This is a genomic window from Collimonas arenae (genome assembly GCF_001584165.1).
In the GTDB taxonomy this organism is placed as follows: Bacteria; Pseudomonadota; Gammaproteobacteria; order Burkholderiales; family Burkholderiaceae_D; genus Collimonas; species Collimonas arenae.
This window is the reverse complement of record NZ_CP013233.1, coordinates 572,550-593,052: the sequence shown is the minus strand read 5'-3', so window position 1 is coordinate 593,052 and position 20,503 is coordinate 572,550. Positions and strand designations below refer to the sequence as shown.

General features: G+C 56.7%; 17 protein-coding genes, 1 tRNA gene and 2 pseudogenes. 10 read left to right on the top strand and 10 right to left on the bottom strand.

Translation table 11 applies throughout. The annotated features are described in order from the left end of the window. Positions 1–29 precede the first annotated feature (29 nt). On the top strand, positions 30–656 hold the full coding sequence (locus tag CAter10_RS02815; protein ID WP_061532202.1) for an LON peptidase substrate-binding domain-containing protein: 627 nt from the start codon (positions 30–32) through the stop codon (positions 654–656). 20 nt (positions 657–676) lie between these two features. Here the strand turns inward: CAter10_RS02815 and mutY are convergent, their stop codons facing one another. Genes mutY through mutM form a run of 3 tightly spaced genes read right to left on the bottom strand, consistent with a single transcriptional unit; the run spans position 677 to position 4,632 of the window. Further along, complete coding sequence (gene mutY, locus CAter10_RS02810; protein ID WP_061532201.1) at positions 677–1,789, bottom strand: A/G-specific adenine glycosylase; 1,113 nt, start codon at positions 1,787–1,789, stop codon at positions 677–679. A 58-nt stretch (positions 1,790–1,847) separates the two neighbouring features. Beyond that, on the bottom strand, positions 1,848–3,782 hold the full coding sequence (locus CAter10_RS02805) for a dynamin family protein (RefSeq protein ID WP_061532200.1): 1,935 nt from the start codon (positions 3,780–3,782) through the stop codon (positions 1,848–1,850). Positions 3,783–3,810: 28 nt separating this feature from the next. Beyond that, a complete protein-coding gene (gene mutM / locus CAter10_RS02800; protein ID WP_061532199.1) occupies positions 3,811–4,632 on the bottom strand; it encodes a bifunctional DNA-formamidopyrimidine glycosylase/DNA-(apurinic or apyrimidinic site) lyase in 822 nt (273 codons plus the stop codon). 419 nt (positions 4,633–5,051) lie between these two features. On the opposite strand from mutM, the gene CAter10_RS02795 reads away from it, so the two are divergent. From CAter10_RS02795 to CAter10_RS02770, 6 genes are all read left to right on the top strand, one after another. Then, positions 5,052–6,902: a tetratricopeptide repeat protein gene (locus tag CAter10_RS02795; protein ID WP_061532198.1), complete on the top strand. Its 1,851-nt coding sequence runs from the start codon at positions 5,052–5,054 to the stop codon at positions 6,900–6,902. Then, complete coding sequence (locus tag CAter10_RS02790; RefSeq protein ID WP_236905480.1) at positions 6,902–7,555, top strand: outer membrane lipoprotein LolB; 654 nt, start codon at positions 6,902–6,904, stop codon at positions 7,553–7,555. Before CAter10_RS02795 ends, CAter10_RS02790 begins: the two co-directional genes overlap by 1 nt. 6 nt (positions 7,556–7,561) lie before the next feature. Then, the gene (gene ispE / locus CAter10_RS02785; protein WP_061532196.1) at positions 7,562–8,440 is read left to right on the top strand and encodes a 4-(cytidine 5'-diphospho)-2-C-methyl-D-erythritol kinase; all 879 of its coding nucleotides are present in this window, start codon (positions 7,562–7,564) and stop codon (positions 8,438–8,440) included. Positions 8,441–8,521: 81 nt separating this feature from the next. After that, positions 8,522–8,598 (top strand) — tRNA-Gln (locus tag CAter10_RS02780). Positions 8,599–8,771: 173 nt separating this feature from the next. Then, the gene (locus CAter10_RS02775) at positions 8,772–9,722 is read left to right on the top strand and encodes a ribose-phosphate pyrophosphokinase (protein WP_061532195.1); all 951 of its coding nucleotides are present in this window, start codon (positions 8,772–8,774) and stop codon (positions 9,720–9,722) included. Between the two features lie 126 nt (positions 9,723–9,848). Further along, positions 9,849–10,469: a 50S ribosomal protein L25/general stress protein Ctc gene (locus tag CAter10_RS02770; RefSeq protein WP_061532194.1), complete on the top strand. Its 621-nt coding sequence runs from the start codon at positions 9,849–9,851 to the stop codon at positions 10,467–10,469. A 1-nt stretch (position 10,470) separates the two neighbouring features. On the opposite strand, the gene CAter10_RS02765 is transcribed toward CAter10_RS02770, so the two are convergent. After that, a complete protein-coding gene (locus tag CAter10_RS02765; RefSeq protein WP_061532193.1) occupies positions 10,471–10,677 on the bottom strand; it encodes a hypothetical protein in 207 nt (68 codons plus the stop codon). Between CAter10_RS02765 and pth the strand changes: the two are divergent. After that, positions 10,676–11,262: pseudogene (pth, locus tag CAter10_RS02760) on the top strand (aminoacyl-tRNA hydrolase). The gene CAter10_RS02765 and the pseudogene pth sit on opposite strands and share 2 nt — an antisense overlap. Before the next feature lie 73 nt (positions 11,263–11,335). On the opposite strand, the gene CAter10_RS02755 reads toward pth, so the two are convergent. Continuing rightward, entirely contained in the window at positions 11,336–11,776 is a 441-nt protein-coding gene (locus CAter10_RS02755; RefSeq protein WP_164840406.1) for a GtrA family protein, read from the bottom strand. Then, positions 11,757–12,746 (bottom strand): glycosyltransferase family 2 protein, encoded by a 990-nt coding sequence (locus CAter10_RS02750; protein ID WP_061532191.1) that lies wholly within the window; start codon positions 12,744–12,746, stop codon positions 11,757–11,759. The genes CAter10_RS02755 and CAter10_RS02750 overlap by 20 nt, the downstream gene beginning before the upstream one ends. A 74-nt stretch (positions 12,747–12,820) precedes the next feature. Between CAter10_RS02750 and CAter10_RS02745 the strand changes: the two genes are divergently transcribed. Together CAter10_RS02745 and ychF are read left to right on the top strand one after the other, a co-directional pair. Then, on the top strand, positions 12,821–14,425 hold the full coding sequence (locus CAter10_RS02745) for a DUF6056 family protein (protein WP_128082969.1): 1,605 nt from the start codon (positions 12,821–12,823) through the stop codon (positions 14,423–14,425). A 263-nt stretch (positions 14,426–14,688) separates the two neighbouring features. Next, the gene (gene ychF / locus CAter10_RS02740) at positions 14,689–15,780 is read left to right on the top strand and encodes a redox-regulated ATPase YchF (protein WP_061532189.1); all 1,092 of its coding nucleotides are present in this window, start codon (positions 14,689–14,691) and stop codon (positions 15,778–15,780) included. An 85-nt stretch (positions 15,781–15,865) separates the two neighbouring features. Here ychF and shiA read toward each other — a convergent pair. The 4 genes and pseudogenes from shiA to aroQ form a co-directional block, all read right to left on the bottom strand. After that, a pseudogene (shiA, locus tag CAter10_RS02735) lies at positions 15,866–17,226 on the bottom strand (shikimate transporter). Between the two features lie 112 nt (positions 17,227–17,338). Beyond that, positions 17,339–18,682, bottom strand: coding sequence for an MFS transporter (locus tag CAter10_RS02730; RefSeq protein WP_082797770.1), 1,344 nt, complete (start codon positions 18,680–18,682; stop codon positions 17,339–17,341). A 94-nt stretch (positions 18,683–18,776) separates the two neighbouring features. Then, positions 18,777–19,898 (bottom strand): porin, encoded by a 1,122-nt coding sequence (locus CAter10_RS02725; protein WP_061532187.1) that lies wholly within the window; start codon positions 19,896–19,898, stop codon positions 18,777–18,779. A 103-nt stretch (positions 19,899–20,001) separates the two neighbouring features. Continuing rightward, positions 20,002–20,475 (bottom strand): type II 3-dehydroquinate dehydratase, encoded by a 474-nt coding sequence (gene aroQ / locus CAter10_RS02720; RefSeq protein WP_061532186.1) that lies wholly within the window; start codon positions 20,473–20,475, stop codon positions 20,002–20,004. Between the last annotated feature and the right edge of the window lie 28 nt (positions 20,476–20,503).

The window sequence follows — 20,503 nt, the reverse complement described above, 5'->3', positions numbered from 1 at the left end:
CGCCGCGTCGTCGATACGATTTCTTTGCCATGCCCGACAATCATTCCTGGATTCCGCTGTTCCCGCTTAATACGGTCCTGTTCCCCGGCGGCGTGCTGCCACTCAAAGTATTCGAAACGCGCTACCTCGACATGCTGCGCGAGTGCATGAAGAAGCAACAGCAGTTCGGCGTCGTATTGATCAAATCGGGGCAGGAAGTGGGCATCGCGGCCGAACCTGAAAGCATCGGCTGCCTGACGCAGATCACCGAATGGGACATGCAAGACCTGGGCGTGATGATGCTGCGCACGGTGGGCGGCCAGCGCTTCCGCATCATGCAACAGCGAGTATTACCCGACCAGCGGCTGGAAGCACAGATAGAATTGATCCCGGCCGACCAGCCTGGCACACCGGATCAGGCGCATCTGCAATGCGCCAGCACCCTGAAGCTGGTAATCGATGACATCAACAACAAGGGCCGCGCCGCGCATGGCCCCAACTACGCCAGTCCATTTGCGCTACCGCTGCAATTCGACAACGCGGGTTGGGTAGCCAACCGCTGGTGCGAAATCCTGCCAATCCCGTTGAAAGCCCGCCAGGCTCTGCTTGAACTGAACGACGGTAGTGAGCGGCTGGACATCGTGCATCAATATCTTCTGCAGCACAACATCATCTAAGCCTTGCCGGCAAGCCTGTTTCAGGCAAACAGATCGGCCTCGCGAAATACTTCCAGCAACAATTTCTTGACCGGCGCCGGTAACGGCGCGTCGGCCAAGCGCTCGGCCGGATACCAGACCTGGCCGGCTTCAGCGACGCCGTCGGCACGTCGTGCCAACGCGACCTGGAATGGCGATATCTGCAATTTGAAATGCGTGAAAACATGGGTGAACGGCTGTAGCGCTTCGCATGAAGCGACTTCGCCGATAGTTGCTGTCGCCCGCGCGACCGCTGCGCCTACATTGTCGCTGGTTGAAATTTCCGGCAGCGACAGCAAGCCACCCCAGATGCCGCTGTCGGGACGCTGTTCCAGCAAGACATGGCGTTGATCGACAATCACCAGCATGCCGGTCTGTCTTTCAGGAATTGCCTTCTTCGGTTTGCGCTCCGGCAGTTGGCCGACCCGGTCGGTGGCGAGCGCGACGCAGCGCTGCGCCAGCGGGCAAGTATTGCAGGATGGCTTGCCACGCACACACAGCGTCGCACCAAGATCCATCAATCCCTGCGTATACGATTCCACGCCTTGCTCCGGCAGCAACGCTACCGCACGCCGCCACATCGCGTCTTCGATCGGCTTGGAACCGGGGAAGCCATCGATGCCGAACACCCGTGCGAACACACGCTTGACGTTACCGTCGAGGATCGCTGCCCGCACGCCATATGAAAATGCTGCGATGGCCGCTGCGGTGGAACGGCCGATACCGGGCAAGTCTTGCAGCAGGGCCGGATCGCGTGGAAACACGCCGCCGTGTTCCGCTACCACCCGTTGCGCGCAGCGATGCAGATTGCGGGCACGGGTGTAATACCCGAGACCGCTCCAATGCGCCATCACCTCTTCGCTCGGCGCCGCGGCCAACGATTGCACATCAGGGAAGCGCGATAAAAAGCGCTGGTAATAGGGAATGACGGCTGCAACCTGAGTCTGCTGCAACATGATTTCCGACAGCCAGACGCGATAGGCGTCACGCGTCTGCTGCCAAGGCAGCGCATGGCGGCCGTGCTTCTTCTGCCATGCGATCACCGTCGCGGAAAAGGACGGATCGGCAAATTCATTTGCTGCAAGTTCACTCGCCGTACTACTAAGAATCTTCAATGCTTTCTCACAAAATATGTCAGGCGATACGGCTCGCCAGCGGCCGTCCCGCGATGGTTCAAGCCACTTTCATCGTCGCCAGCTCGGAATCAAGTACGTTCTTCAAATCGGTCTCCAGCGTCGTCAGCGTATTTCTTTGCGCGATCAGTTCGCTTTGCAGCATCTCTACCGCATGAATCTTTTCTTCCAGGCTGTCGATCGCCACATGCACGCGCTCGATCGAATCGGTGCGTTGCTTGAGCTGCGACTTGTGCGCGCGAATTTGTTCTTCCAGCGGCGCCATTACCACCTTGAGCCAGGCGTCGACATCGCGATTGGCTTGCAGGAAACTTTGTTTGACGCGCGAGGCGATCGAGTCAAAGAATTTCTGCATCAGCACCACCTGGCTGGTCTTGACCAGCGTCACGGTGCCGAACTGGCGATGATAAGCGGTTTCGATGACCTTGATCTCGTTGCGATACTTGTCGAGCGAAAATGGCATCGGCGTCGACAGCGCAAGGCCGTGTTCGGTCGAGAACTTGCGGTACATGATGGTCATCATTTCCGAAATTTCGTCGGTCTTCTGTCCCGACAGGGCCAGATTTTCCTGGGCCTTGTCGAAGAAATCCTTCACCGCGTGACGGAAGCCGGCGGTGAACATGCTGCCTTCCATCGCTTCCCGCGTCTTGCGGATTTCCTCCTTCAGCAGCCCCATGCCGAGCGTAGTGAATACGCCAGCCGACAAACGCGCAAACACCATGCGCGTTCCCTGCAACTTCAGCAGGCTTTCATCGAATTCCTTTTTCTCGATATCGATGCGCTTCATCATGTGGCTGATAATCGAGGTGTTCTTGCCGCGCAGGCTCTTCAGTTCCAGCAACTGCTCGACCACGCTACGGATGTGCGCCGACATCAATGCCTGCTTGGACACTGTCAGGTCGTGGATATCGCCGATCAGCTGTGCGCGGATGATTTCGCGCTTGCCAGGGATCAGTTCGTGTGACAGCGCGTTTTCCAGCGCCGGCAGGCGGCTCCGCTGCAGCAGGGCCGGCTCGCCGTTGATCTTGCCGACCAGCCCCTTCTGGGCCGAGACCGGATACACCTGACCTTCAGACAATCCCAGCGTATTCGCCACACTGGACACCTGCTTGCTGATCTGCTGTTCGACTTCGAACGGCGAGCGCAGCTCGTCCCACATGCTATCGATCTTGTTAAGCACCACCATGCGGCCGGCGCCGTTGCCGATGTGATGACGCCAGACATCGATATCGCTCTTGGTGACGCCGGTATCGGCAGCCAGGATGAACAACACCGCGTGCGCGTTCGGGATCAGGTTGAGCGTCAGTTCCGGCTCTGTACCGATCGCGTTCAGGCCGGGGGTGTCGATAATCACCAGCCCTTCCTTCAGCAGCGGATGCGGGAAGTTGACGATGGCATGACGCCATTGTGAAATCTCGACTCTGCCCAACACGTCAATCGCGACTGCGGCGTCGGGATCGTCTTCATCATACAGGCCGTAGCGCTTGGCATCTTCCAGCGGCACCCACTTGGTCAGGCTGACCTGCTTGAAGGCTTCCAGCATGCCGTCGGTCGACGAGGTATCCAGCGGCAGCACAGTCCAAACGTGATGCGCGCCCTTGTAATCGCTGGTCGATTGCGATTCGGCCCGGGTTTCTATCGGCAGCAGGCGGATGCAGGGCGGGAAGGTTTCGTCATACAGCAGCTCGGTCGGACACATGGTGGTGCGGCCGGCCGCCGACGGCAGGATGCGCTGGCCGTAATCGGCGAAGAAGATGGCGTTGATCAGTTCCGATTTTCCGCGAGAGAATTCGGCGACGAAAGCAATCGACAATTTATCGTCAGTCAGTCGCGCCAGCGCCCGGCTGATGCGTTGGTCGCTGGCGACATCGGACAGCTTCGAGGCGCTGGCCCACGTCTGGTAACGCCGCAACGCGCTGGCCACGGCAGTACGCCATTCACTGTATTCCTGGAATTTTTGAACTAGATTGCTCACTATCTCACTCGCCTATTCTTTTCAATACTTACTTCTGACATTTTTTACAATAAAACGTGGAGCGCTGCCCCTGCTTTATCTGCGTAATCAATGTGCCGCAATTTCTACACGGCAACCCAGCACGATCATAGACGAAATAACTCTGTTGGAAATAGCCAGATTGACCATCTACACCAATAAAATCGCGCAAAGTGCTGCCGCCCTTGTCAATTGCAGCTGCAAGAATTATCCGAATGGCATCAGCCAGCAGTTCATAACGCGCCAGACTGATGCGATGGGCAGCCGTTTTCGGATTGATGCCGGCCCGGAACAGGCTTTCCGATGCATAAATGTTGCCGACCCCGACCACGATATCCCCGGCCAGCAGCACTTGCTTGATCGGCGCCGCTCGATTGCGGGTCTTTTGGTACAGGATTTGCGCGGAAAACACGTCTTCCAGCGGCTCCAGTCCCAAGCCCGCCAGCAAGACATGCTGCTCTACCGGTCCATCTTCGGCCGCATGCCAGAGCACTGCGCCAAACCGGCGCGGGTCGGACAGGCGCAGCAACTGGCTGCCGACAGCCAGGTCAAAATGGTCATGCTTTTTGGGCGCGGTGCCGGCGTCGAGAATCCGCAAATGGCCGGACATGCCGAGATGGATGATCACGGTGCCATGGTCGAAACGCAACAGCAGATACTTGCCGCGTCGGCCGATACCGCGAATCGTGCGGCCGGCGAGCAGGGTCGGCAGGTCCAGCGGAAAAGGCCAGCGCAATCCGGCATGACGAAAAGTGACCGCCGTTACGGCGCGTCCTTCAAGATGCGGCGCAACGCCGCGCCGGGTGACTTCTACTTCGGGTAGTTCTGGCATGGTTCAAAAATAAATAACTACGGGTCAGAGTTTAAAAGCCACCTTAGGGTGGACAAGTCTTTTTGCTCACGCGGTGCCGATGCGTGAGGCAGCTACGCCATTGGGATTGCGCGTGGACACAAGTGCCCTCACAGGTGGCCCTACTTAAAACGGTCAAATTGCCAGGAAAAATAAAATGCAGAAAATTTTAAACATAGCAGCAATGCCGTCAAATCGCTTTACGCCGAGCGCATTCGGCCTTCTGTCTATATATTCCATATACTTCTTGAAACAAATCCCGAGTCCTCCGCTGCGCATTGCACTCTGGTTGGGCGTAAAATCAGGGTTAGCCCAAAAAATTCGCAACCGGCTTTCACACTATCAAAAAGTGGGAGCGAGTTGGGGGAAATGACCAGGGATCTGTTTCCAGATCCATACAAATGCTTGCCAAGCCAGGATATCTCTTGAAAAAAGCCCTTGCCATTGTAACGCTCTCTTCCTTGTTGTCGGCATGCGCCGGCGTAACGCCAGGCAGCGACACCGAAGATACCGCTTCCGCCAAGACGGCAACCGCAACACCCGAGGCGACGCCTGCACCGACGGCCAGTTCCGATCAACTGGCAGCGCGTAAACTTGCACCGCGAGCGATGCCGGTCAAGCCGCCGGAAGAACAGTTGCCGGCAGTCCCACTGACCAAGGAATTGCTGTTCAAGGTACTCAGTTCGGAAATCGCTTTCCAGCGCGGCAACTGGCAATCGGCCTATGTGACGCTGCTGGGCGCGGCGCAACAGACCCGCGACCCACGCCTGGCGCGGCGTGCCGCCGAAATGGCGTTGAGCGCCAAGCAGGCCAATGAAGCGCTGGTCGCGATCCGGCTCTGGCGCGAACTGGCGCCGGAATCGGAAGAAGCCACCCAGTACTATCTCGGCTTCATCATGCTCAGCAACAATCTGGCAGAGGCCCGGCCGATCCTTGAACAACGTCTGAAGGATGCGCTACCGCAGGCGCGCGGCGTCATGATGCTGCAAATCCAGCGCCTGCTGGCGCGGGCGCAGGACAAAGCCGGCGCCCTCACCTTGCTGGAGCAACTGGTGGGGCCGTACATGTCGATGTCGGAAGCCCATCTGGCGCTGGCGCAGGAAGCGTTCAGCACCGGCAACAGCATCCGGGCGCGCGAGGAAGCGCAAATCGCACTGAATTTGAAGCCCGATTCCGAACTGGCAATCCTGACCACTGCGCAGGTCGCCGCCGACAATGGCGAAGTCGAACGCATCCTGACCGACTTCCTGAAAAAATATCCCGGCTCGCGCGAGGTGCGCGTGGCTTATGCACGCACGCTGATCGATCAGAAGCAGTACGAAAGAGCCCGCAGCCAATTTGAAATCCTGCTGAAAAGCGACAAGCAGGATGCCACCACGCTGCTCGCGCTCGGCCTGCTGAATGCGCAGATTGGCGACACCAAGGCTGCCGAACATTACCTGACAACCTACCTTGATCAGTTGAGCCGACGTCCGGATGAGTCGCGCGATACCACTCAGGCGCTGCTGATCCTGTCGCAGATCGCCGCCGACCGCAACGATACCGACGCCGCACTGAAATGGCTGTCGCAAGTAGAACCGGGCGACGCCTACCTGGATGCTCAGTTGCGCCGTGCGCAGCTGCTCTCCAAACGTGGCGACCTGGCTGCGGCGCGTAAGGTGCTGGCTGAAATCGAAACCAATGGCGATCGCGAAAAAACCCAGGTAACCCAAGTGGAAGCCCAATTGCTACGCGACGCCAATCATCCGCAGGAAGCCTTCAAGGTCCTGGAAACCGCGCTCAAGACCGACCCTAACAATCCCGACCTGCTGTACGACTACGCCATGACAGCGGAAAAGCTCGACAATCTGAGCACCATGGAAAGCGCACTGCGCAAGCTGATCGCCCTGGCGCCGGAAAACCAGCAAGCCTACAATGCACTTGGCTACTCGCTGGCCGACCGCAATATCCGCCTGCCCGAGGCTCTGACGCTGATCCAGAAAGCGCTGGCGCTGGCACCGCATGATCCGTTCATCGTCGACAGCATGGGTTGGGTCCAGTATCGGTTGGGCAACCTGGGCGAAGCGGAATCGCAATTGCGCAATGCCTATACCTTGCTGCCGGATCCTGAAATCGGCGTGCATCTGGGCGAAGTCCTGTGGGTCAAGGGACAAAAGACCGACGCGCAGAAATTCTGGCGAGAGGTACAGCGCAAGGATCCGCAGAACGACACCTTGAAAAGCACACTGACACGGCTGCGCGCCAACCTATGATGCGCCGCTTAAGCAATACGGCAAGCCGGCTCGGGCTGGCGTCCATGATGGCGTTGGCCGTCATGATCAGCGGCTGCAGCACTTTTCAGCAGCCGAATACCGGCACCACGGCAGCGAATGCCGTGAGCGGTGTCGCGCGCCAGTATCACCAGCTGATTGATGTCAGCGGCCGCTTGTCGGTGCGCTATGAACAGGATGGCAAGGAGCAGGCGCTACACGGCAGCTTCACCTGGTCGCAAAACGGTGCGGACACCGTTGTAACCCTGCTGTCGCCGCTCGGGCAAACTCTGGCCACGATCAATATCGGCGCCGACCAGGCAACCCTGACGCAAGCCGGCCAGCCGCTGCGCAGCGCCAGTGATGTTGACGCATTGACGGTACAGGCACTGGGCTGGCCGCTGCCAATCGCCGGTTTGCGCGACTGGCTACAAGGCTTCGGCCAGAACGCCGCAGGCCAGCGCTTTATCGCCACGCCTGCGAGCGACACGTATAACGTCACCACCGCCGACAACTGGCGCCTCCAATATACCAACTGGCAAGATCAGGACAACGCCGCCGAAAGCTATCCGAAACGGATAGACCTGGCGCGCAACGCCACGCAAGCCGGCGACGTTGCGATTCGCATCGTCATCGACAGCCGCCAACCACGTTAATTTGCAATGACTCGCACGCTGAACAATTGCCCGGCCCCGGCCAAACTGAATCTATTCCTGCACGTCACCGGGCGCCGTCCGGATGGCTATCATCTGCTGCAAACCGTATTTCAGCTGGTCGATTTCAACGACCTCCTGCATTTCGAAATGCGCGACGACGACCAGATCCGGCGTCATACCGACATTCCGGGAGTGCCGGAGGAGAGCGACCTGATCGTGCGCGCCGCCAAACTGCTGCAATCCGCGATCCGGGCCAAGGGTACGTCCGCCCCAACCGCATTGGGCGCGAATATCGGCATCGAAAAGAAATTGCCGATGGGCGGCGGATTGGGTGGAGGATCGTCCGATGCGGCAACCACACTGATGGCGCTGAATCACCTCTGGCAAGGCGGATTGTCGCGTGAGGAACTGATGGCTTTGGGCCTGCAACTAGGCGCCGATGTCCCGTTTTTCCTGTTCGGAAGGAATGCATTTGCAGAAGGAATCGGTGAATCGCTGCAAAAGCTTGACACCCCTGCCCTATGGTTCGTTATAATTCAGCCCGGCGTAACAATTCCGACAGCAATAATTTTTTCATCTTCGGAATTGACAAGGAATACGAAACCCGTCAAAATGACGGACTTTTCGATAGGTACTAAAAAACTTTTCGGAAAAAACGATCTGGAAGTCGTGGCTGTCAGTAAATTTCCAGAAGTTGCAGAGGCCATCAACTGGCTAGGCAATTTTGGAGAAGCCAGGATGACCGGCTCAGGTGCATGTGTTTTTTGTGCGTTTACCGAAGAACACGAAGCTGACAAGGTACTGAAATTAGTGCCGACCCAGTGGAAAGCATGGAAAGCCAAGGCGATGCAGGAACATCCGCTCGCTGGATTGTTAAAAAATTAGTTGTACAGAATTCGGTTTAGCATCAGATTCAAGCGCATCAGGCAGTATCAGCGCGGATTTATGGTAGACAACAAGTTGCGTAGGGGAATCGCCAAGCTGGTTAAGGCACTGGATTTTGATTCCAGCATTCCAAGGTTCGAATCCTTGTTCCCCTGCCATTAAACAAGGGCAATAATGCCCAGCAGCAAGTAGCATCACAGCGGCAGATTGGTTAGGCCGCATCAAAATACAAAAACAGCTCATAGCGAACACATAAGCCGCCAACGCAAGACTAGAATAGTCTGGCATTGTCGGCTTTTCAACTTTTTAACGACTGTATCCAGGGATCTCCATGGCAAACGAAAACCTGATGGTTTTTACCGGCAACGCAAACCCGGAACTAGCTATTGGAGTTGCCAAGCAACTCGGTATCCCGCTAGGCAAGGCCAACGTTACCAAATTCTCCGACGGTGAAGTAATGGTCGAGATCAACGAGAACGTACGTGGCAAAGACGTATTCGTGCTGCAATCGACTTGCGCGCCGACCAATGACAACTTGATGGAAATCATGTTGATGGTCGATGCCCTGAAGCGTGCTTCGGCAGGCCGGATTACCGCTGCGATTCCTTATTATGGCTACGCGCGGCAAGACCGCCGCCCACGCTCAGCACGGGTTGCGATTTCAGCCAAAGTCGTCGCCAACATGCTGCAGGAAGCAGGCGTCGAACGCGTCATCATCATGGATTTGCACGCTGACCAGATTCAAGGTTTCTTTGATATTCCAGTCGACAACATCTACGCGTCGCCGATTTTGCTGGGCGACCTGGTAAGCAAGAACTACGACGACCTGCTGGTCGTATCGCCGGACGTAGGCGGCGTGGTTCGCGCCCGCGCGCTGGCCAAACGCCTGAACTGCGACCTGGCGATCATCGACAAGCGCCGTCCGAAGGCGAATGTGTCGGAAGTCATGAACATCATCGGTGAAGTCGATGGCCGTAACTGCGTGATCATGGATGACATGGTCGATACCGCCGGCACCCTGACCAAGGCAGCCGAAGTATTGAAAGAGCGCGGCGCCAAGAAAGTGGTTGCTTACTGTACGCACCCGGTCTTGTCCGGCCCTGCCCTTGAGCGCATCGTTAATTCGCCGCTGGACGAACTGGTGGTGGTCGATACGATTCCGCTGTCGGCAGAAGCCAAGGCCTGCGGCAAGATTCGCCAGTTGTCGTGTGCAGAGTTGCTGGCTGAAACGTTCAAGCGTATTACCAAGGGCGACTCGGTGATGTCGCTGTTTGCAGAATAAGTTTTTATAGGTTTTATTGTCTTTGTATCTGGCAACAGGTGCAGAGATGACCTTAAATCCCCTGGTCGCGGGGGATTTTTACCGCCGGACCATCGTAAATAGTCCGGCACACAATGGAGCTTCAAAATGAAAGTAATCGCATTTGTACGCAAAGAGCAGGGGACCGGAGCGAGCCGCCGCCTGCGCAATGCTGGCCAAACACCAGGTATCGTTTATGGTGGTTCCGACGCGCCGGTCAATATCTCGCTGGACCACAATGCGCTGTACCACGCGCTGAAAAAAGAAACTTTCCACTCCTCGATCCTCGATCTCGAAATCGACGGCAAGGTACAGAAAGTTCTGCTGCGCGACTTCCAAGTCCACGCATACAAGCAACTGGTCCTGCACGCTGACTTCCAGCGCGTCGACGCTAAACAAGCTATCCACGTTAAAGTGCCTCTGCACTTCATCAATGCAGAAATCGCTCCTGCAGTGAAACTGTCCGGCGCGATCATCAGCCACGTCTTGACCGAACTGGACATCTCCTGCCTGCCAGGCGACCTGCCAGAGTTCGTTGAAGTCGACCTGACCAACATCGAAGTCGGTCACTCGATCCACTTGGCTGACCTGAAGCTGCCGAAGGGCGTTTCCGCTGTATCGCAAGAAAACCTGACGATCGCTACTGCATCGATCCCAGCTGGTAAAGTTGAAGCTGACGCGCCAGCCGCTGAAGCTGCACCAGCTGCTGACGCCGCTGACAAGAAGTAATTCATCGTCGTATTTGCCAGAGCTTATCCTGGCCGAAAAACCCGCCCTTCGTGGCGGGTTTTTTATTGCCGGCAGCGCGCCTGACAGGAATGCAGCCGATTGGACGGGACCATCCAATATCCGCGATAATCGGCGCTGTTGCTGCCGCAGTTTGAAGCAAGCCCTGCGCCCTGTCCTGTCGCTCCAGAAAAAAAAGAGAAAACACCATGCCTATTCGTCTCATCGTCGGCCTCGGCAACCCCGGCCCGGAATACGAGCAAACCCGCCACAATGCCGGCTTCTGGCTGGTCGACAACCTGGCCAACGATCTCGGCCGCAACCTGGCGCGCGAATCCCGCTTCAACGCGTTCGCCGCCAAAGCCAGTATCGCCGGACAGGAAGTGTGGCTGCTGGAACCGCAACCTTCATGAACCGCTCCGGCCAATCAGTAGGCGCCATCGCTCGCTTTTACAAGATCGCCGCCGACGAAATCCTGGTGGTGCACGACGAGCTCGACCTTCCGCCCGGCAGCGCCAAGCTCAAAAAGGGCGGTTCATCCGGCGGCCACAACGGCTTGAAGGACATCACGGCCGCACTCGGCACCCAGGATTACTGGCGCCTGCGACTGGGCATCGGCCATCCGCGCACATTGAACTTGCAACAGGTCGTCGCGGATTTCGTGTTGCATCGCCCGCGCAAGGATGAGCAGCCGCTGATCGAGGATGCGATAGTCGCCAGCCTGAAAATCATTCCCATGCTGTGCGAAGGTAAATTCGAAGCGGCGACAATGCAGTTGCACACGGCTGCCAAATAGTATCGCTGTAGAAATCGGTTGCCCCGGGAGTTCGTCACGGCGCCGTTCGGCCGGTTATCCCATCTGGCGTAGCCTACTTGGCCGACCGGTTGAACGTCCAGAGTGCGTTGGAAATGTAGTTGACGCACAGGATGAAAACCGTCACCGCCAGCTGGGCGATCAGGTAGTTCACGCGAAAGCGCTCTACCAGTAGATACATCAGTCCTGCATTGAGTGCGAGGCTGACTGCGGCGATCAGAAAGAAACGCGGCGCGGTCTGATGAAATTGCTGCTGGCTTTTGAAGGTCAACCGGTGATTGAGGAAAAAATTCCATACCGCGCCAGCGATCGATCCGGCGATGGTGCCGACCATGGCGCTCCGGCCAAGCAGTTCGACCAACGACAACAGAATCGCATAATGAATCAGCGTCCCCGTCGCACCGACGACGGCGAATACGACGAATTGCAATAGGGACAGACGGCTGGCGGCAGCCACGGACTCGGCGTCGCGCATATCACCCATAAGCTTGCGCATCCAGGCTGGTTTCGCCTGCCACATCTTCGGCGTGGCCATGATGTTTGCGAATCACATAGATCGGCCTTTGCTTGCTTTCCATGTAGATGCGGCCGATATACTCTCCCAGGATGCCGATGCCGAGCAATTGCAGGCTGCCGAAAAATAAAATCGCGACGAGCAGGGAAGCATAGCCCGGAACATCAATGCCGTGGATGAGCGTCCGGAAAACGATATATAAGGCGTAGCAAAGCGTGATCGCCGTGCCGCCGGCGCCGACGTAGGTCATCAACTTGAGCGGCGCAGTACTGAAACTGGTTATTCCTTCAAGTGCAAAATTCCAGAGTTTCCATCCCGAGAACTTGGTGTTGCCGACGGTGCGCGGGTTCCGCGTATAGTCGACCACTGCAGTCTTGAATCCCACCCAGGCAAACAGGCCTTTCATGAAGCGCTGGCGTTCCGGCAGGGCTTTAAGAACATCAACCGCAACGCGATCCATCAGGCGGAAGTCGCCGACGTTTTCCGGGATCTTGATATGCGTCAGGCGATTGTGGATGCGATAGAACAACTCGGCCGTCTTGCGCTTCAGGAATGTGTCGGAGCTACGATCAACGCGTCTTGCCAGTACGATCTCTGCGCCCTTTTCCCACTCCGCGATAAGCAGGTGTATGAGTTCCGGTGGATCTTGAAGATCGGCATCGATGGGAATCACCGCATGGCCGATGGCAGAGTCTATCCCGGCGGTCAGGGCCGCTTCCTTGCCAAAATTTCGTGACAACTCGACCGCGCGGAAACAACTGTCCCTGGCAACGAGCGCCACCAGTTTCTTCAATGTATCGTCGCTGCTGCCATCGTCCACGCAAATGATTTCAAAGTCGAATTCAGGAATCGCATTAATGATTTCACGAATCGCCTGATGAAAATGATCGATGCCGTCGCTTTCATTATAGAAAGGCGCCACTATCGATACGATTCGTTTTTTCGTTGTCATTAATTTACTTTTCCAATACCGCACGCGGCCGCAATCCATCGGTTAATCCAGCGCATTCTACTGAAAAAAGAGGGTTGACTAACATTTCCGAACCTTATTTCCTGCAAATCCATGGATATTCGCCGATTTCCCGATTCAGGCTGTCGCCAAACCCCGGCAAACCAATGCCGAATTGCCCTGCCGACTGTTTGCCGAATACAATTCGGCAAACGCAAATTCAATATGATGCAATACAACCAAGAAAAAAGATGAAATCAAAGACCGACGAGGTACGATTTTTTGGCGTTCAGGCGAACGATGCATTTGATACTCCCGGTGATCGGCTGACCATTTTCATCCGCAACGGTGTGCTGGTAATCGGAGTCATATTCCTGCTATGGATTCTCTGGAATGCGTTTCACGCAATTCCGGCCGCTGACGATTTCTGCTACGGCTTTGGCGCGCGTACCCGAGGTGTCTTTCAAAACGTGGTGACGGAATATCTGACTTGGGGAGGCCGTTATACACCGGCTTTCCTGATCGGCGCATTTGCCGTTTCGGACAAGGTGCTGCTGCACTACTACTACATCGTTCCGTTGCTTATCCTGACGCTCAACTTCCTGGCGGCGCGGCATTTTTTGTCTGTGGTCGGTATTAAAAATGCGGCGTTCACCCTACTGTTCTTCGTTCTGCTGATGGTAACGTTTCGCATGCGAGAATCCCTGTTCTGGCTGGCAGGCGGCGCCACTTACGGCATTGCATGCGCACTATTCCTGACGCTCATTGCCGAAGAGTTGCAGATATTCAGAGGCAATTCCGTGCTTTCAACAAAGCGCGTCGCAATATTGTCATTGGCGAGCGTGCTGCTGGCTAGCTTCAACGAAACAGTCATGCTTGCACATATCGCACTGCTGTTTCCTCTGATGATCTGCTGCTTCGTCCGAAAAACACACCGTGCTGTCGCGTTCGTGCTCGCAGCCGCTATCGCTGGTGCGATCATTTCCGGGGCAGCTCCCGGCAATTTTTTGCGCGCGGCGACAATGCCGCAACATATCAATGTGCTGTTGGCGGCCGCCGTTGCGCTCAAGCTGATCCTGCTGAAATACGTTGCTTCGTTTTTAGTGAGCTTGCTGCTGTTTTACTGCGTCTTCGCAATCACCCGCCCGCGCAAAGAAATCGCATTCTCGCGGCGCTTCGTAGTCGGCTTCTCGGTATTCCTGTTTTTTGCTCTGTGGGCCAGCATTTTTGCCAGAACATTTGTAATGAACGACCTGGGCCCTGAACGTGCGCGAACCATCGACTTCATGCTGGTGAACGTGCTGGGCTTCCTGGTTGCGGCATACCTTCACGCCAGGCCGCGTCCTGCCAAGACAACCAAACGTAAATCCCTGATGGCCGGCGGTCTGGTGGTCGGCATCATCGCTGTTGTGGCGAGTTTCGCACTCTATCCAAATCACACCTGGAGGCCGGTTGTCGAGGGCTTGACCGCATCCGCCGATTTGCAGTCGCTGATGTTGGCGCGTTTTGATGCTGCCAAACGGGCAAAGGGCGGCGCGCTGGAAGTTGCAGGCTACGTTCACGAACCTAAGCCGATCACTTTTTTCAATGAGATCAAAGCAAATCCGGCAGAATGGGAAAACGTTTGTTTTTCACAATATTTCGGATTGACCGAGGTACGCCTCAAGGCAAAACCTGAATAAACCGGCTACATGGCCCAATATACAACAGCGGTTTGCCGCCTGCCTTTGGATAAGCGGGTCCGGGAGAGTTACAATTGAGGTTTTGGGAGCGGATGGGCGCGAAAGCGGCGAAAGTAGCTGTATCGCCATCCGATATCATTATCGGATACTGCCTCCACATTAATTTCCACTGTGCAATTTCAGAATTCAGCCGAACTCAACCGCAGTTGGCTCGCAAAACGAATATAAAACACAGCTAACCTATTGATTTAGAAAGTTTTTCCATGAGTCTCAAATGCGGCATCGTCGGCCTCCCCAACGTCGGTAAATCGACCCTCTTCAATGCCCTGACCAAAGCAGGCATTCCGGCAGAAAACTATCCGTTCTGTACCATCGAGCCGAATGTCGGCATGGTCGAAGTGCCGGATCCGCGCCTCAAAGCGTTGGCCGAGATCGTCAAGCCTGAGCGCATCCTGCCGGCAACCGTGGAATTTGTCGACATCGCCGGCTTGGTGGCCGGCGCCTCCAAGGGCGAAGGCCTGGGCAACCAGTTCCTGGCGCACATCCGGGAAACCGACGCCATCGTCAACGTCGTGCGCTGCTTTGAAGACGACAACGTGATCCACGTCGCCGGCAAGATCAATCCGCTCGACGACATCGACGTCATCCAGACCGAACTGGCACTGGCCGACATGGGCACGGTGGAAAAAGCCATTCATCGCGAAAACAAGAAAGCCCGCTCCGGCGACAAGGACGCCGCCAAGCTGGTAGCCCTGCTGGAACGCCTGATGCCGGAACTGGACCAGGCCAAGCCGGTCCGCGCTTGCGGCCTCGACGCTGAAGAAATGGCTCTGATCAAGCCGCTGTGCCTGATCACCGCCAAGCCGGCCATGTATGTCGCCAACGTTTCCGATCACGGTTTCACCAACAACCCGCTGCTGGACCAGTTGACCGTTTACGCGGCTTCGCAGAATGCGCCTATCGTCGCCATCTGCGCTGCGATCGAATCGGAAATCGCCGATCTGGACGACGCCGACAAGCAGGAGTTCCTGGCTGACATGGGCATGGAAGAGCCGGGCCTGGATCGCCTGATTCGCGCCGCCTTCAAGCTGCTAGGCCTGCAAACCTATTTCACCGCGGGCGTCAAGGAAGTGCGCGCATGGACCATCCATGTCGGCGACACTGCTCCGCAAGCAGCTGGCGTAATCCATACTGACTTCGAACGCGGTTTCATCCGCGCGCAAACCATCGCCTATGAAGACTTCATCAGCCACAAGGGCGAACAAGGCGCCAAGGAAGCGGGAAAGATGCGCGCCGAAGGCAAGGAATACGTGGTCAAGGATGGCGACGTGCTGAACTTCCTGTTCAACGTTTAAGCAAGCACATTCACAAAAGCCCGCTGCGCCCCCCCCCTGGAAACAGGGGGCGCGCAGCGGGCTTTTTTTATTTGAGCCGCGTGGATCAGATCACCGATTTCGATCCGGCCGGATGTGGGTAAGGTCGGGCCGCATTGGCTTGCGGCTTGGAACCGCCCACCTTCATGCGCCAGGAGACGATCACCGATAGCAGGCACCCGCCAGCAAGATACGCAGCTACCGCATGCCATGTGCCGTCGACACCAAGCAGTGCGGTGGCAATGAACGGTGTGAAACCACCGCAGACCACGCTAGCGAATTGATAACCGACGCCGGCGCCACTGTAACGATATTCGGCGCCAAACAACTCGGTGAACAGGGGTTGCTGCACGCTCACCACCATGTCGTGCGCAATATTGGCGAGCAACACGGAAAAATCACGATCCAGACTATCGAGCGAGCTTCCATCGCGATGAAAAATGGCACCGAAGAAAGCAGCCCGATGATGGCGCCGGTGACATACACGCGTTTCAAGCCGATACGGTCGGCCAGCATCGCAAAGACAGGGATAGTCACGCAACTCACTGCGCCAACCAGCAGGCTGATGTTGAGGAACAGATCGCGCGACATGCCCAGATTCTTGGTCGAATAAGCCAATGCGAAGGCAGTCACGATATACATCGTGAACATTTCCGCCATACGCAGCGCGATGATCAGCAAGAAGCTCTCAGGGTGATTACGCAGAGCAGTCAACACCGGTATTTTCTCGGTACGCTCGCCATGAATCCCAACCTTTTTGACAAACTCCTCGGACTCTTCCATCGTCGAACGAATCCATGCCGCAACCAGCACCAGGACAATACTGATCAGGAAAGGAATGCGCCAGCCCCACGACATGAATGCATCGTTGCCAAGCGTATGGGTGAGAATCGACACAATGCCTGTTGCTAGAACCAGGCCAACGCCATAGCCAACCTGCACGCCGCTGCTGTAAAACGCCTTCTTCCCCTCCGGCGCACTTTCAACCGCCATCAGCGCCGCCCCACCCCATTCTCCGCCCACCGCGAAACCTTGCAACGCCCGCAACACGACCAGCGCCAGCGGCGCATACCAGCCGATGCTAGCGTAGGTCGGCAGCAATCCGATCAGCGCCGTGGAGACACCCATCATCATCACCGTGATCACCAGCATCCGTTTTCTACCCAGCTTGTCGCCGAAATGTCCGAAAACAATGCCGCCCAGCGGCCGGAACAGAAAGCCGACGCCGAACGTGGCAAACGCGGCGAGCGTGCCTATCGTCGGGCTGGTATTGGGAAAGAACTGCGTGTTGAATACGAGTGCTGCGGTAATGCCGTAAAGCAGGAAATCGTACCAGTCGACTACTGCACCGACGAAGCTGCCGAACGCCGCCTTGCGGGATTTTCGATTCGCGCTGATTTGTTCGGCGGTCATATTTTTTGTTTTCATTGCTGCGTCTCCATGCATGCGGAATCATGCACCATTAACATCATTATCGCTGGAATAGCGACGCATCACGTACGCAATCCCAACAACGGAACACCGATGATTTCCCGGATGCTTAGCTTTTCCCCAGTTCGCTCATCGGTGTGCGATAGGTTTCGCGCGCCGTGGCCACCGAGATGGCGGAGATGATCGAAGTGGCGCTCACGAATATCGCCACCGGCATCCAGCCGTTCACGCCCTGCCCCAGGATCGCCGCGCTGATCGTCGGTGCAAAGCCGCCCAGCGCAAAGCCGATCTGGGTGCCGATCGCCATACCTGACAACCGTACTTGAGTGTTGAACATTTCGCCATACAAGGATGGCCAGATGCCGTTCGCCGCACTGTAGACCACACCCGACAGCAGCAGGCCGAACACAAAGATGAGCGGAATATTCGCCTGGCTGATGCACCACAGATACGGCCAGATCAAGCAGGCCGAGCCGAGCGCGCCAAAAATGAATACCGGCTTGCGGCCGATGCGGTCCGACAGGGCAGCAAAGGCCGGGATTGCGGCCAGCGCCACAACGTTTGCCAGGATCAATACCGTCAGCATCGTTGCGCGAGCAATATGCATGGTATTGACCGCATATGACAGCGTGAACACGCTGAAGATGGTGCTTACCACTGATATCTGGGCGGCGAAGATGACCCGCGCCAGATTCTTCTTATGATCGCGCAACAGCACCGCAAGCGGTAGTTTGGCCTTCTTATGCGATTTTTCCTGTTCGAAGGCAGGTGTCTCCGGCAAGGTGCGGCGCACCCAGATACCGACCAACACCACGATCGCACTCAGGAAAAATGGAATGCGCCAGCCCCAAGACAGCAACTGCTCTTCGGGCAGCGCTGAAATCGGCAGGAACACCAGGGTTGCCAGAATCAGCCCGGCCTGGGTGCCGCTCAAGGTGAAACTTGTGAAAAAAGCGCGCCGATGCGCAGGCGCATGTTCGAGCGTCATCGAATTGGCGCCGGCCTGCTCACCCGCAGCCGACACACCTTGCAGCATACGCAGGATGACCAGCATGATCGGCGCGGCAATGCCGACCTGGCCATAGGTTGGCAACAAGCCGACCGTGAAAGTGGAAACCCCCATCAGCAGCAAGGTAAAGGTCAGTACTTTCTTGCGGCCATAGCGGTCGCCGATATGGCCCAGCAACACGGCACCGATCGGACGCGTCACATAACCGACGCCGAACGTGGCAAACGCAGCGACGGTGGCAGCCACCGGATCGAACGATGGGAAAAAGATCTTGCCGAACACCAGCGCTGCAGCGGTGCCGTAGATAAAAAAATCGTAATATTCGACGGCGCTGCCGATCCAGCTGGCCAGCGCCGCCTTGCGCGGAGAGTGTGCCGTTGTCGGCTGCGTTGCGTCGGCAGCAGCCTTGGCGGGCATTTCTTGCGATAGTGTAGAGGTAGGCATAACGACCTTCTGTAAACTGTAAGTATATTTTCTTGGCATGCCGAATAGTGATTTTCGTCATGCCTGCATGAAACTAATCCACTGAGCAATCCGCCTAGAAGCGATGCAGAATGCCAGCTTGCAAACCGACCAGGCTCTTGCCGTTGATATCGGCGCCGGTCAGGTTGGCCGTAGGGCCGGCGGAGCCGCTGAAACGGAAACCGGCATTGGCATCGTTCTTCATGTAATTGCCGAAACCATACAAGGTGGTCCGCTTCGACAAGTCGTAATACGCGCCGACGTTGCCTCCCTGCGCACCGGCATTGCCTCCGGATGAATCCTTAATCACGCCGTACAAGGCGCCGATACGCAGTTGCGGATTGATGCGGTAGTCGGCCGATACCTGATAGATGTTAAACATCCGTTGCACACTGGCGTTGGTGCCAGGAAATGCATTATTCGGGATGCTGACATTGTTGAGGATGGCTGCCGCGGTATTGCCGCTAGCGCTGGCTGTCACGTTGTTGCTGCGGACATAGGCGAAGTACAGTTTGCCGTGGCCGTAATCGTAGTCGGCGTAGACATTGTGATAGACCACCATCTGCGAGTACGTAGCATTCGCTGCCGGCTTGGCCCACAATCCGGCGTAACCGGCGCGATACGGGCCGTTGGTATAGTCAAGCCCCAGTTGGTACACGCCGCGCGTGCCGACACTTTCGCCCGCAGTTTCGGTGAGCGCGTAGTGTGCATCAGCCTGAAAACCGGTAATGCGCGGCGACTTGTAAGAGATGTCATTGTCATAGCGCGATGGCACGCCGAAAGTATTAATGACTGAACCGTAGGTGGTGCGTTCGGTGTAATCGATGGCGCCGCCGATGAAGAAAATGATGGTGTTCTGCCGCCCGATACGAAATTCACCGACTGGCGTATTCATGCCGATCCATGCCTGGCGGTCAAACAGACGGCTGGAATCGGCCGCCGCACCAGTGTTGGCGCTCAATCCCTGTTCCAGCGTGAACTTGGTCTGGTAACCGCTGCCCAGATCTTCCACACCACGCAAGCCAAGGCGGCTGCGCAGGATGCCTCCATCGTTCAGCCCGGTGACACTGTTGCCGCTGCTACTGTGGATGTAGCCTATGTATTGGTCGATATCGCCATACAACGTAACGTTGGAATCGGCCTGCGCAACCGCGGAACAACCGGCGAGGCAGCCGGCAACGACTAACTTTCTCTTCATGACATCTCCGTATGATTTATTTTTATGTTTGATCTTCCGATGCACTGCAAGACGCGTGCAGCGGTTTCCCCCCGGGACCACGAAGCGAGGGCCTCCGTATTACCTACTGCTTTGATCCGGTCGGCAGCATGGCCAGTGCAGCAATCGCCAACGCATAACCGTTGGCGCCGAAACCGGCTAGCACTCCCTGCGCTACCGGCGACAGCCATGAGTGCTGGCGGAACGCTTCGCGCGCATGGACATTCGATATATGTAATTCGATGAGGTGTACCGCGGCGCCCTTGATCGCGTCATGCAGTGCTACCGACGTGTGGGTGTACGCGCCGGCATTGCACACTACGCCTGCCAACGTACCGGCAGCCTGAGCGGCGCCAGCTTCGTGGATCCAGTCGATCAACACGCCTTCATGGTTGGACTGGCGGAAATCAAGCGTGAAGCCATGCGTCCGGCATGCCTCGCGACATATGGTTTCGACGTCGGCCAGTGTCTGCGCACCGTATACGGCCGGTTCGCGGCGGCCGAGCAGGTTGAGATTAGGTCCGTTCAGAACCAGAACGGATTTTGGGTGCGGGGTCATGCTGTCTCCTGATTTTTTAGCTCTATGG

Bases quoted from the DNA above. Each gene is read 5' to 3' on its own strand.
- CAter10_RS02815 (WP_061532202.1), top strand. From the start codon at position 30: ATGCCCGACAATCATTCCTGGATTCCGCTGTTCCCGCTTAATACGGTC.
- CAter10_RS02790 (WP_236905480.1), top strand. From the start codon at position 6,902: ATGCGCCGCTTAAGCAATACGGCAAGCCGGCTCGGGCTGGCGTCCATG.
- ispE (WP_061532196.1), top strand. From the start codon at position 7,562: ATGACTCGCACGCTGAACAATTGCCCGGCCCCGGCCAAACTGAATCTA.
- CAter10_RS02770 (WP_061532194.1), top strand. From the start codon at position 9,849: ATGAAAGTAATCGCATTTGTACGCAAAGAGCAGGGGACCGGAGCGAGC.
- CAter10_RS02730 (WP_082797770.1), bottom strand. From the start codon at position 18,682: ATGCCTACCTCTACACTATCGCAAGAAATGCCCGCCAAGGCTGCTGCC.
- CAter10_RS02765 (WP_061532193.1), bottom strand. From the start codon at position 10,677: ATGGTGTTTTCTCTTTTTTTTCTGGAGCGACAGGACAGGGCGCAGGGC.
- ychF (WP_061532189.1), top strand. From the start codon at position 14,689: ATGAGTCTCAAATGCGGCATCGTCGGCCTCCCCAACGTCGGTAAATCG.
- CAter10_RS02755 (WP_164840406.1), bottom strand. From the start codon at position 11,776: ATGCGCAAGCTTATGGGTGATATGCGCGACGCCGAGTCCGTGGCTGCC.
- aroQ (WP_061532186.1), bottom strand. From the start codon at position 20,475: ATGACCCCGCACCCAAAATCCGTTCTGGTTCTGAACGGACCTAATCTC.
- CAter10_RS02725 (WP_061532187.1), bottom strand. From the start codon at position 19,898: ATGAAGAGAAAGTTAGTCGTTGCCGGCTGCCTCGCCGGTTGTTCCGCG.
- mutM (WP_061532199.1), bottom strand. From the start codon at position 4,632: ATGCCAGAACTACCCGAAGTAGAAGTCACCCGGCGCGGCGTTGCGCCG.
- CAter10_RS02775 (WP_061532195.1), top strand. From the start codon at position 8,772: ATGGCAAACGAAAACCTGATGGTTTTTACCGGCAACGCAAACCCGGAA.
- CAter10_RS02795 (WP_061532198.1), top strand. From the start codon at position 5,052: ATGCTTGCCAAGCCAGGATATCTCTTGAAAAAAGCCCTTGCCATTGTA.
- CAter10_RS02750 (WP_061532191.1), bottom strand. From the start codon at position 12,746: ATGACAACGAAAAAACGAATCGTATCGATAGTGGCGCCTTTCTATAAT.